The following is a 12,175-nucleotide window of genomic DNA, read 5'->3' on the forward strand; positions in this document are numbered from 1 at the left end:
GACCAGAACGGACGAGGGAAAAGCCTATCTCTTGGGCGATCGCTCCGAGGTAGTCGAATTCTTCTGGTGTCCAGTATTTTTGCACAGGCAGGTGTTCCAGGGAGGGGCGCATATACTGCCCTAGGGTGAGGCGATCGCATCCAACATTCCGTAAATCCTCCATCGCTGCGATCACTTCAGTCTCTGTTTCCCCATGTCCCAGCATTAAGCCTGATTTGGTGGGAATAGTGGGGTTGAGGGTTTTAACTAGACGGAGAACCTTTAGTGAGCGATCGTACTGAGCACCCCGTCGCACCCGTCCTTGCAGCCGTCTTACTGTTTCAATATTGTGGTTGTAGCAAGCGGGATGAGCCTTCACTACCGTTGCTACCCGTTGGCGTTGTAAATCGCTTGGGGTTTGATTCCCATCACCGTTCCCACCCCAAAAGTCTGCCGTTAGGACTTCAATCTGGGTTCCTGGGTTGAGTTGCCGAATCGCATCCATTGTTGCTACAAACCAACCCGCACCTTGATCTACCAGATCATCTCGCGCCACGGAAGTCAGCACCACGTAACGCAAGCCCAATAGTTGCACCGATTCCGCTACTTTTCGGGGTTCTTCTGGGTCGAGGGGCATGGGGGCGTGTCCCTTGTCTACTTGACAAAAGGCACAGGTACGGGTGCAAGTCGGACCCATCAGCAAAAATGTCGCAGTTTTATTGGCATAGCACTCACCTCGGTTAGGACAGCGCCCTTCTTCACAAATGGTGTGAATTTGCCGTTGTTTGATGATGCGCTGTACTGTAGAGATGTCATTGGCTTTGCCTATTGACCGCCGTAACCACTGTGGCAGGGCAACCACTTCTGAACGCCATTGCTCTCGTTCAGGCGGGGAACTTGCAAGCGGGTTGGTTTCGGTCGGCAAATCCATATTGATCCTCAGACACTAACTAGACGAGGACTACTCGCTACGATAAATGTTAAAGCATTTAACGCTGGGTCTGATTTTACCGATTTTTTTGCTCTTATCAAGCACTGCGGATTACTCTAGAGTCATGCACACACATTACTTTTGGGTTCGATCTCAAAGTTGCAGCGAGTTAAGGGTGTCGAGCGCTATTTGTATCACGGTTAACAGACACAGAAAACTCTCGTCTGGTAAGCCTGGTGTTTTTTAATCTGGGTTAGCTAAGTTTTGACAATCCTCTGTGTGAATACCTGGAAATTTTTATTTTACCTCTCCAAAGGAGTTCGTCGTGACAACCCATAAAATCCTGGTAATCGATGACAGTAAGGTTATTCGGATGCGCGTTCGAGAGATGCTGCCTCCGGGGAATTGTGAAGTACTAGAAGCTAAGGATGGTATTGAAGGACTGAATTTAATTCAGCAGGAACATCCCAATCTGATCATGCTAGATTTTTTACTGCCAAAAATGAGCGGTTGGGATGTATTTCAGCAGATTCAAATTCATAGCGATCTCCAGACTATTCCTTTGGTATTAATGTCAGGTCGCAAGGAAGAAGTCACTGAAAAAATTCCCGAACCGTTTGAATATTTTGCCTTTGTTGAAAAGCCCTTTGAGAAGAAACAGCTCGTTGATGCCATCAAGGAAGCAATGGAGAAGGCGAGACGCCGTCCCGTGACGCCACCAATAGCCGCTAGTTCTACTGCCGCTACTGACGTGTCTGGTGCATCGGCTGTAGAAATTCAAGAACTCAATGCCAGAATTGACCATATGCAGGCAGAAATTGATAACTTGAAGAAGCAGTTATCCCAAATTGTGGGGTTCATCAAAAACAAATTAAAGTAGCGTGACGTGTAAGTTTGTAAGCCGAGGGGAAGTCTCGGCTAGAGTATGAAATCGTTGACCCAATACCTCAATCAAGATGTCCTGAGACAATTCCTCAACTTGTTCGCTATCCTGGCTGCGTTTGGTATTAATGTTTGGGCAAATGTTGCTCCTCCCAGTGGACTGAGTATTGGAGAAATTTCTAATACTCTTTTCAGGGAAGTTCAAATTACTCCAGCTAATTATGCCTTTGCGATTTGGGGAATTATTTATCTGGGTTTAATCACCTTTGGTATCTATCAAATCTTGCCTGCCCAACGACACGATGCCTGCCTGCGTCGGGTAAGCTATCTTTTGGTAGTGGCGAGTTTAGCCCAGATTGCTTGGGTGTTTCTTTTCCAGTATCAACGGTTTGTACTTTCGGTGGTGGCGATGCTGGGGATTTTGCTGCCACTGATTGGGATTTACCTGCGGTTGGGGATTGGTTCGAGACGAGTATCTCGGCAAAAAAAGTGGTATGTTCATATTCCCTTGAGTATCTACTTGGCGTGGATTAGCGTGGCAACGATTCTGAATGTGGCGATCGCACTCTACGACTTAGACTGGAATGGATGGGGGATCGATCCTCAAAGCTGGACAGTGATCGCACTGTTTGTTGCTGCGGCTATTACGGCAACCGCGATCGCCCAGCGACAGGATCTGGCGTTTTCCCTTGTTATCGTCTGGGCATTTGTCGCCATTGCCGTGCGCCATATTGATACGGTGCTGATTTCGGGAACAGCCGGGGGATTAGCGATCGCGCTGCTTTTATTTTCGTTTTTGAAAAATTCTGTCAATAGCACATAACGTATAAGAGCTTAGTTTAGCTACTCAAAACTAAATTATCTCGATGCACCACTGTTTCCGCCCCCACATAACCCAAAATGGCAGGAATTTCCTCTGATTTGCGCCCCCGAATCTGCTGGAGTTCATTGCTGCTATAGTTCACCAACCCTCTGGCAATTTCCACACCACTATTGTTACAAAGCTGTACAGCGTCAGATGCGTTAAAGTTTCCCTCAATTGCCATAATCCCAGCAGCTAAGAGTGACTTACCCATCTGACAAATAGCTGTTACTGCTCCATTATCCAGATAGAGTTTGCCAGCAGGCACCAAACTATAAGCAATCCAGCGCTTACGAGCATTCTCAGTGCGGGGCTGGGGTTCAAACTGAGTGCCTAGGGGTTCTCCCTGCAAGATTTTTTCAATCGTTTCCGGACGTCGTCCTTCTGTAATGACGGTTCTCACTCCCGCACTCGTGGCAATTCGAGCGGCAGCAATTTTAGTAACCATCCCACCCGTTCCCCATTGAGAACCGGATTCGCCAGTTTGTATTTGCAGTTCAGCTAACTCCTCAATCCGGCTGACTAAGCTAATTGGTTGAGCATCCGGCACCAATCGCGGATCTGCCGAATACAACCGGTCTACATCGGTTAATAAAAACAACCAGTCCGCTTCGATCAAACTTGCTACTAGCGCCGATAGGGTATCATTATCGCCAAACTTTAGCTCTTCCACTGCTACGGTATCATTTTCATTCACCACCGGAATCACCCCCAGTTGCAGCAGTTCCCGAAACGTGGCAAAGGCATTGACATAGCCACTGCGCTGCACAAAATCCCGGCGACTTAAGAGAATCTGGGCAATCGGTTGCTGGAGACTTGTAAACAAATCGTCATAGACTCGCATCAGTCGTCCTTGCCCCACAGCCGCCACTGCCTGTTTGAGGGCTACTGTCTGAGGGCGTGACTTCAATCCCAACCGTGTACAACCAACTCCCACAGCGCCGGAGGTGACTAGTACAACACCATAACCGGAGGAGCGCAACCGCGTTAGGGTTTCAACCACCATGGCAATCGTCGAGAGTGCCAACTGACCAGTTTCGGGGTAAGTTAGGCTAGAGGTGCCAACTTTGACAACAAGGGTTTTAGTAGTCATTAGTCATGGGTCATTAGTCGTTGGTCATTGGTCATTAGTTGCAACACAGGACAAAAGACTAATGACTCACTACCCAAATGATAGAGCGCCTAGTTCCTCTGTAATAGGAGGCTGGGCGCTCTCAATGAATGAAATGATGGCTATTTTTTTATAATTAGGGTCTTTATATTGGCTGACCCCATTTGAACTAATATTAAGATTCTCATACATTTCTATGAGTCATTTCGTTCTTAATGTTTTCTTTATATTTCAGTTTGTCTTGATTTATCAGAATTTATGTAGTTTTGTTGCTTGCCTAGGATCGAAACCCCCAAGATTTCAGATATCCAGACTTCAAAATCCCGGATCGGAGACCAAAGTTCATTGGCAGTCGGCTCAACCATGGGTTCGACGAGAATGGTGAACATGCCTAAACGATTGCCTGCCAAGACATCGGTAAATAAGCGATCGCCTACCATCCCCACCTGTTCCACGGATAAATTCATAGCATCGGCTGCCGTTTTTAACTTGCGCCGGGACGGTTTGCCAGCGCCAAAGATGTAGGGCAGGTTCAGCGCTCTGGCAATACTGCCAATCCGAGCCTCGCTGAGATTGTTGCTCACTAACCACAATGACGCGACGGATCGGGTTTGTTCTACCCATTGCATCAGTTCCTCAGATGCCTGACTAGATTTCATCGGCACCAAGGTTTCATCCACATCCAGAATTAGACCCTTAAGCTGGTAGTGCTGCAAGATGTCCTGAGTCAGACTCATAATAGAACCTCCTAGCACTAAGTCAGGCTGTAAATTCGATACCCAAGACATAAGCAGTTATCAGTAATTGATTAGTATTTTCCTTACCTTCTGACCGTTTTGCCCCTTGTTATAGGGTAGCAGCCGTAGTCATGGCAGTTGCCGGGATGAAGTCACAGGTAGCCTGTGCCGATAATCAAACTTTTTTTCATAAAGGGTAACTGTCATCCCGTGCAGTTAGGGAGATTCCTGCTTTTGAGCGTTCCGCTGTTGGCGAATGGCATCTCTAGCGGCTTCGTGAGCTTCGAGAGTTCTACTAAAAACGTGAGTGCCATCGTAGCGAGCGACGAAAAAGAGATAATCAGTTTTTTCAGGATTGAGTGTTGCTTTTAAGCTTTCTAAACCTGGACTACCAATTGGAGTAGGAGTCAGTCCAGGATTGAGATAGGTATTGTAGGGTGAGGGTGTTTCTACCTGAGCGTAGGTCAAGGGTTGGTCAGCCGTTTGTCGAATACCCAAACCGTACTCTACTGTTGGATCAGATTCGAGTTTCATGCCGCGCTCTAAACGGGCAGTAAACACACCCGCAATGAGGGGGCGTTCTTGAGCAACAACGGCTTCTTTTTCCACCACACTGGCTAACGTAACCCATTGATTCAGACTCAGTTGGGTTTGGTTTTGTGCTTGCTCGTACACTGGCAGTGCCACTTGCTCAAACCGTTTGAGCATTTGTTGGATGACTTGTTGGGGGGAAACGCGATCGCTGGGCAATTGATAGGTATCCGGGTACAAATAGCCTTCTAGGTGGGGCAAGTCATTGGGCAACCAGGGATACTGGTTTCGAGGAATCTGACTAGCAGCCCCTAGAAAGTCTTGGGCTTTGAAATATCCGAGGGATTCAAAATAAGTTGCCATTTGCTGGATTGACCAACCTTCAGGGATGGTGAAGGATAGTTGCATCACTTCACCCGTCCAAATTTTATCAGCAACGTCTGATAGGGGTTGAGTGGGCGAGAGTCGGTAGGTTCCGGCTTTATACCCGCCTTCGCGATCGTGCAATTTCAGCCAATACGTCCAGAGTCTCCAGGCATTTGCCGAGCGAATCAAACCGACTGACTCGAGATCACGACCGATCTGCTGTGCTGCTGTTCCTGAGGGAATTTCAATTTGTACGGCTTTGTCTACTTGGGAGTTTGAAGGACGGTCTAGAGTAGGGGGCGACTGCACCCAACTCCACCAAGCCCAACCCTGCCAGAGACACAACCCCAGAGTTACTGGCAGCAGGGCAAGATAATAAGACCACTTTGAGATTTGTTGAACCGTTTTCATCTGCATCAGAGTACTTCAAAATTGCCGTTATCACTCAGTCCCTTAACGGTTCTTTGACAAGTTCTAGCTTCACGGTAAAATCTCAATTCCCACATCTCTCGCTCACTCCAGTTCATCGAATAACAATTCTTCCAATAGCGGCTGTACCTTCTCAAATTGTTCTGGGGAAAGTAGTTCGAGTTGACCTGCTTGATTTCTCTGGGCAAAGAATAGCAGGGGATCAAGGGGAGTGTAAATTCCGTACTCCTGTTCTTCGTGATAGAAGCTAGCAAGTAGTTGAAACTGCTCTGGCTCTAGTTCGGTATCCTCCTCCTCCTCTATTTCAATGGTGAGAATTTCCTCCTCGTCTACGGGGGGAATTTCACCAGCCACTGTCAGGGTGAAGGCAGTACGCTTGAGAGTCAGGTTTTGCTCGGCTAGAACAGCCTGGGCATCAGAGAAGATCACGTCAATCTCTTCCTCGCCTTGAATTAAAGTAGCATCGGCGAAATCTTCCTCTTCCTCTTCGTCCCAAGCGACGATTTCGACTGGGGAGTCTACGGGTAAGAGGAGAAGATATTCAGTCCCTTCTACTTCTAAGGAGTGTTCGATGTAGCAGGAGAGCGATCGCCCTGCTTCATCGGTTAGCGTAACGTTATTGGTATCGGATTGCCCATTCTCGTGGGGAAATTCAGATGAGAACATGGCAGATATGCTGCTGTTTATGCTCCAAGGGTAAATAGAAAGCGCCAACCTCCATTGTGATAATACGCTGGGAAGCAGGACGCTTGTCATCATATCATGGAGCAGGAATCTGACTTGAGGATGCTCCGGAATTGTCCGAATGCTGCATCAAGACAGACTAGTCGGAACTATTACTGAACAATAGGCGTTCGAGTTTTTAGGTCAAATTTGTATCCCCCAGGGAGAATATGAAGTCTGGCTCCGCAAATCGCTAAGTCCTCATCCCTTAAGACTTCCTTCATATTGCTATGAGTAATTTCTGACTCATCGATAACGGTGACAGCGCCTTCCCCAACGACTTCAAATTGGTGCCCATTCACGACCATCGCGGTATTCTCGTCAATGCCAAATCCTAAGACGGCTGGCTGCTGTGCCAATGCTGAGATTAAACGTCCAATACGTCCACGCTGTGAAAAATGCTGGTCAATGACCACTCCTGGAAGGAAACCCATACCAGGCTCCATTTTCACAATCTCAATGCGAGGATTAGTATCAGCGTCCCCTTCAACAATCATGACATCAGGCATCACCGCTGCTCCCGCGCTTGTGCCTCCCACCACTATTCCTTCAGAAAACCGTTTGTGAATGACTTGAGCAAGTTCGGTGTCCTTCAGTATACTAGTGATGCGAGCTTGATCTCCGCCCGTAAAAAATACCCCTGTTGCCTTCTTAATCGCGTCCAATGCACTTGAGGAAGTGGCATCTTCACGGGTTACAGTGTCAACGATTCGCACATCCTCGACACCCAGCCGTTCAAATACTCGGATATAGTCATCTCCCACTTCCCTAGGCAGGGATGATGCAACGGTGAGAACGGCAATTCGAGCATTGACACCTCCGGCACGTCGAATAAATTCTCGCAGTACCGTACAGTCTCCCTCTTTGTCTTCAGCGCCGCCGATAATCACCAACTGCCTTTGTGTCTCCTCTAACGCCATATGACCCTCTCTTTGTCAGTTAATTGATTTGCTAATACATGACGATTCAGACCAGTTAACACATCCAAGGAAATGAACAGCTACTTAGGGCTTAAGTTTCTTTGTTAAGCTTCCTCTGATGAGTCCGTCTCCTTAAGCATATTTTTTAAGAGCGAACGTGCCTCTTCATAGGAAAAATGCTTAGGTTTGCCTTGACAAACAAGTTGATACTCACCCCTTTCTGGACCTTCACCATAACCAGAAATAAGGTGTAGGTGGTAAGCTTGTTCAGCCAGTTGTCTAACTTCATCTTCGAGAGACATTTTTGTACTATTCATCAAAGTACTCCTTATGGATAGCCCCGCCTCGCGCAACAGGCGGGGGAGGAAATAAGGTCAATGACTGGGGTTCGAGATCCCAGTCATTGACAAGTAACATGAGTCACTAACCAGTAACCCCGTCGCGCGGCAGAGTAGCTGGACTTTAGATGCACTAAATTGTCCCAAACGTTTCCAGGTGATATCAGAAACGCTTACCCGTCTGTGTGTGTCACCACTAACCCATCGAGTACAAACACGTCGAGCCATTTGTGTTCTTACAACATCGCCTTTACGAAACCCATGCCTAGTGGTAGTACCGCCATATTTTCGGCGTTTTCCACCCTTAGAGGGAATCATCAAGTGAAGCTGACGACGACTAGTTGGGGGGCGGACAATAACGAAAAATGCTGCGGCAGTGATTGAAACATTCCCTTCCCACCACCCTCGCCTACCCTTGAGACGCATCATTCGACGTTGTTCCATTCGGTCTTTAACCGATTGGAAGGGTAGTACTAGATGAGCCATAAACAACGTCACCCTTGGAGATTGTATCCCAATCCCAGAATAGCTTTTGCCAGGGTCAACCCCTAACGCAACAGGCTGAGTCTTTTCTCCAGATGGTTGCTGTGTTAGCTGGATATAAAACAACCCAACATCAGACCATTTCTTTACTGCTAAATTATCCCGAAGCCAGCGCCTTGCACGACTTGGCTTGGTTGGCATTAAGGGCTTGCCGTCTGGTGACACAACGGGAATTCGTAGCATGGTGATAAACCTCTTGCGAGTAGCTGTCTCTTCGCCCACCGAACCCAACATGGCTTGGCTTTCCCAACGCCTTCAACCAGGAGGCTTGCAGATAAGCCGGACTAGAGAAGTATCCGGCAGTGCGTGGCAGGATTCGGCTCAAGGGCTATTCAATGTTTCAGTGAGACTGGTTTCTCACTCCTCAACCTGCCTAGGCAGGTTGAGGTTATTGAAATCCTTTTCCTCAAGGCTTGCTTACAGTTATTCAACAGTTTGGGTTTCTCTGGCACCTTTCAAAAGATGTAACTTATTATACCGCTAATAGTTCTTGAGGTTGATGGTGTAAAACGGCGGCTTAATAGAAGTTAAAAGGATTTGTTGTGATCGCCAAGCTGAACCTAGAGTGTATCGGTTCAGTCCAATATTTGACAAAATCATGCAATTATGCATTGTGTAGGAGCGATCGCGCTTCTATTAAGAGTAGGCAGATTACCACCCTCCAAGAGCTAACTGGATCTTGTTTGAGTTGGAAGTCCATGAAAGTGAAAAAGGCGCAAAATAGGCATAAGATAAAACAATAATGCCCTGCGATAGAGGACAATGCGTTGCAATACAGTTAGGTTCAATTTATGGGCTGCACTGTAACCGTCACCCTCAGATTGATTCAGCAATCACGCAATCTAGGTAGTCGCTGCTGAATATCTAGACTCTAAAGGTATGTAGCTAAAGGGAGAGAATTAATGGTTCTAGAGCAAAGCCTGGTTCTAGATCAAAGCATTGATGCACCCCGCGTCAATGCCAGGAAGATCGATGCATTCGATATTTTCAACCTCAAGCATTACATCGGTCCTAACCCTTATGTCGATACGGCGGCGCTAGTATTCGATTTTGCGTTAACTGGGTATCTATCACCCCGATCCATCGATGATTATGTATCAATCATTAGCCAGGTTTACCCGCCCTTGGGCAATGAAACCTATGAATCCTATGCCCATCTGTTCGCCAAAACAGCCTCAGAAGTGGGAAAACTGGATATGGGACTGCATTTGGATCGCTGGAGTCTAAAGCCCTATGGAAATGATGTCAGGATTAGCGTGCAAACGCTCCATGCTAGAACCCAGCGCTCGGTAGTATACGCTGTTTGGGACTGGTTTGAAACGATTACTCAAAACCAAAAGTTTGGGCTGCGATCGCAAATTAAGGTACTTCAGAACCAATTCCGGAATTCTGTCTACGGAGGTCCAACGGTCTACGCCCTACTGCGAACTGCTTATGAGCAAGGTATTCCCGCTTTTTATCTGTGGGATGAAGGACTCATGCAATACGGGTACGGAAAAAAGCAGGTTCGCGGCGTAGCAACAACCTTTGACGGCGATAGCCATCTAGACTCAGACTTTACCACTCGCAAAGATGACTGTAAGGCTTTTCTAAATACGCTGGGCTTCCCTGTACCCAAGGGTGATATCGTTGTTTCTCTAGAAGAAGCCTTGGTGATAGCCCGAAAGATTGGCTATCCCGTCGCCGTAAAACCTGTGATTGGTCATAAAGGTATTGGGGTAACGGCTGATGTCCAAAACGCGGAGGAATTAGAATTTGCCTTTGATAGGGCAGTCAAAGCCATTCATGAGGAGCAACCGATAGGGGTAATTGTTGAGAAGAGTATCAGGGGATCAGATTATCGCTTACTCTGTGTTAACGGTAGATTTGTCGCCGCCACTGAACGCCGCCCAGCATCCATTATTGGTGACGGGAGTTCCACAATTGCTGAACTGATTGAGCGGGAAAACCAGACCCTAGCACGGATGGATACACCCACCTCACCCTTGAGCAAGATTCAATCGGATGAGGCAATGGAAATGTATCTAGATGAACAGGGTTTGTTCTTAGACAGCGTAATTGAGAAAAACCACACCGTTTATCTTCGCAAAGTCGCCAATCTCTCATCGGGAGGGGTAAGCCTTGATGCAACGCGCATCGTTCACCCTGATAACGTTATTCTGGCGCAAGATGTTGCCCAGCACTTCCGGCTCACTTGCCTGGGTATTGACCTTATCGCCAGAGATCTCACCAAATCCTGGAAGGATAGCGAGTTTGCCATCCTCGAAATTAATGCAGCTCCGGGTATTTCTATGCATCTTAGACCTGCTGTGGGTGAAAGCGTTGATGTACCCTCTCTTATCCTGGAAACTTTTTACGAGTCCAGTGTCGATGCCAGGATACCGATTATCACGTTCAACCGTATTTCTGTGCAAGAACTCCAGGAAACCATTGACCAGATTATTTTCCAACATCCCGACTGGACAATCGGTGCTGTTTGTCGTGATGCCGTCTTCATCAATCGATCTGAAAAAATCTTGAATGAAGATTACAACACGAACGTCCAAAATTTGATGCGAAATCCCAAGCTTGACTTGCTCATTACTGAGTATATGGAGGACGTGTTGGAACGGGATGGGATGTTTTACTACGGTAGTAACTTGGTTGTACTGGATAATCCCACAGAAACGGAAATGATGTTAGCGCGGGATATCTTTGACGACTCTACCTTAGTAGTTAAGGAGGGAGATAATATTTCAATTCGGCGTAGGGGGTTGATGGAACAGTACAGGCTTGGACATGACGAACCGTTTAAGCGGGTTTATCTTAAGGAAATTGCGAAGTTGTTGTGAACTGATATAACGGGGACTTGCCCGCCCCCGAAGCACCGGTGATAAATAAAAAATCTCCCCTCGGTACATCCAAGCTGACATCCAACACCCCTCGACTGCCATTGGCGTAGGTTTTAGTGACTCTGCGCAATTGAATAATTGCTGCTGTTTGGGGGATTGAAGAGTTTGGAGTTTGGAGTTTGGATTTTAGATGAGTCATCGGTGGCGACGGATTAGGTAGCGGATGTAGCGGAGAAGTCAAGCAAAACGCTCACCAATCGCTTTGAGGGCAAACTGGGGTAAAGCCATCATCCGCCGCCAGCGCCAAGGTTCTTGATACAATCGATAAAGCCATTCTAGATAGTTATCTCGCAACCAAACGGGGGCGCGGGATTTAACGCCTGCCCAGATATCAAAACTACCGCCGACACCAATCCAAATGGCTTGGGGACACAAGTGTCGGTGCTGGGCAATCCACAACTCCTGGCGGGGAACCCCTAAACCCACTAAAATTAGACTGGGTTGCTGCTTTGCCAGGTTTATCTTGAAGTCTTGTTCTGCTTCTGCTGAGAGATAGCCGTTTTCAATTCCTGCGATCGCTAGTTCTGGCAGTTGTTCTTGCCAAACCCTGGCAGCATCTTGAACAATCTCCGGTTTGCCCCCATAGAAGAAAACGGGACACGATTCGCCCAATTGCCCTGCTTGTCGCAGTAAAGATTCCGCTAGTTCAATGCCAGGACAGCGCTGCTGTCGTTGACTGTGAAGCAGCAAGTAAAAAATAACTCCAGCACCATCGGGAACTACCAGTTCTGCTTGGTGGATAACATCGGCTAGAGCGTCGTTGTACTCTGCCTGCATTACCATTTCTGCATTCAACGTCACCACATGACTGCCTACTTTCTGATTGAGACGAGTTCCCAGCCAGTGGTTGTAATCCTCGCAGAGGTGAACGGGTAGCCCCATAACGGGAAATTGCTTAGGTGCTTCCAACATAGTCTAGGTTTTGCATATCC

The 12,175-nt window shown here is 47.4% G+C and carries 14 protein-coding genes; 3 read left to right on the top strand and 11 right to left on the bottom strand.

Annotated features, from left to right (window positions below; all coding sequences use genetic code 11):
- A partial coding sequence (lipA, locus tag IQ257_RS18665; protein ID WP_193933150.1) for a lipoyl synthase occupies nt 1-910 on the bottom strand: 910 nt, incomplete at its 3' end.
- Between the two features lie 325 nt (nt 911-1,235).
- Between lipA and IQ257_RS18670 the strand changes: the two genes are divergently transcribed.
- Entirely contained in the window at nt 1,236-1,790 is a 555-nt protein-coding gene (locus tag IQ257_RS18670) for a response regulator (RefSeq protein ID WP_193875298.1), read from the top strand.
- A gap of 45 nt (nt 1,791-1,835) precedes the next feature.
- On the top strand, nt 1,836-2,615 hold the full coding sequence (locus IQ257_RS18675) for a tryptophan-rich sensory protein (protein WP_193875300.1): 780 nt from the start codon (nt 1,836-1,838) through the stop codon (nt 2,613-2,615).
- Nucleotides 2,616-2,631: 16 nt separating this feature from the next.
- On the opposite strand, the gene proB is transcribed toward IQ257_RS18675, so the two are convergent.
- The 8 genes from proB to IQ257_RS30180 form a co-directional block, all read right to left on the bottom strand.
- Nucleotides 2,632-3,747: a glutamate 5-kinase gene (gene proB / locus IQ257_RS18680; RefSeq protein ID WP_193875302.1), complete on the bottom strand. Its 1,116-nt coding sequence runs from the start codon at nt 3,745-3,747 to the stop codon at nt 2,632-2,634.
- A 242-nt stretch (nt 3,748-3,989) separates the two neighbouring features.
- A complete protein-coding gene (locus IQ257_RS18685; protein WP_193875303.1) occupies nt 3,990-4,553 on the bottom strand; it encodes a YqeG family HAD IIIA-type phosphatase in 564 nt (187 codons plus the stop codon).
- Nucleotides 4,554-4,718: 165 nt separating this feature from the next.
- Entirely contained in the window at nt 4,719-5,810 is a 1,092-nt protein-coding gene (gene mltG, locus IQ257_RS18690; RefSeq protein ID WP_193875305.1) for an endolytic transglycosylase MltG, read from the bottom strand.
- Between the two features lie 102 nt (nt 5,811-5,912).
- The gene (locus IQ257_RS18695; protein WP_193875306.1) at nt 5,913-6,494 is read right to left on the bottom strand and encodes a DUF3727 domain-containing protein; all 582 of its coding nucleotides are present in this window, start codon (nt 6,492-6,494) and stop codon (nt 5,913-5,915) included.
- A 170-nt stretch (nt 6,495-6,664) separates the two neighbouring features.
- Nucleotides 6,665-7,471, bottom strand: coding sequence for a cyanophycinase (locus tag IQ257_RS18700; RefSeq protein ID WP_193875307.1), 807 nt, complete (start codon nt 7,469-7,471; stop codon nt 6,665-6,667).
- A 104-nt stretch (nt 7,472-7,575) separates the two neighbouring features.
- Complete coding sequence (locus tag IQ257_RS18705; RefSeq protein ID WP_193875308.1) at nt 7,576-7,788, bottom strand: hypothetical protein; 213 nt, start codon at nt 7,786-7,788, stop codon at nt 7,576-7,578.
- A gap of 57 nt (nt 7,789-7,845) precedes the next feature.
- Complete coding sequence (locus tag IQ257_RS18710) at nt 7,846-8,535, bottom strand: RRXRR domain-containing protein (protein ID WP_228060821.1); 690 nt, start codon at nt 8,533-8,535, stop codon at nt 7,846-7,848.
- Entirely contained in the window at nt 8,450-8,677 is a 228-nt protein-coding gene (locus IQ257_RS30180) for a hypothetical protein (protein WP_228060822.1), read from the bottom strand. Before IQ257_RS30180 ends, IQ257_RS18710 begins: the two co-directional genes overlap by 86 nt.
- A gap of 577 nt (nt 8,678-9,254) precedes the next feature.
- Between IQ257_RS30180 and IQ257_RS18715 the strand changes: the two genes are divergently transcribed.
- A complete protein-coding gene (locus tag IQ257_RS18715; protein ID WP_228060823.1) occupies nt 9,255-11,183 on the top strand; it encodes an acetate--CoA ligase family protein in 1,929 nt (642 codons plus the stop codon).
- On the opposite strand, the gene IQ257_RS18720 is transcribed toward IQ257_RS18715, so the two are convergent.
- On the bottom strand, nt 11,158-11,382 hold the full coding sequence (locus IQ257_RS18720; protein ID WP_193875310.1) for a hypothetical protein: 225 nt from the start codon (nt 11,380-11,382) through the stop codon (nt 11,158-11,160). The two genes, IQ257_RS18715 and IQ257_RS18720, sit on opposite strands and share 26 nt — an antisense overlap.
- Nucleotides 11,383-11,420: 38 nt before the next feature.
- The gene (locus tag IQ257_RS18725; protein WP_193875311.1) at nt 11,421-12,155 is read right to left on the bottom strand and encodes a WecB/TagA/CpsF family glycosyltransferase; all 735 of its coding nucleotides are present in this window, start codon (nt 12,153-12,155) and stop codon (nt 11,421-11,423) included.
- Nucleotides 12,156-12,175 lie beyond the last annotated feature (20 nt).

The sequence above is a fragment of the Coleofasciculus sp. LEGE 07092 genome (assembly GCF_015207375.1).
Lineage (GTDB): Bacteria > Cyanobacteriota > Cyanobacteriia > Cyanobacteriales > Coleofasciculaceae > LEGE-07092.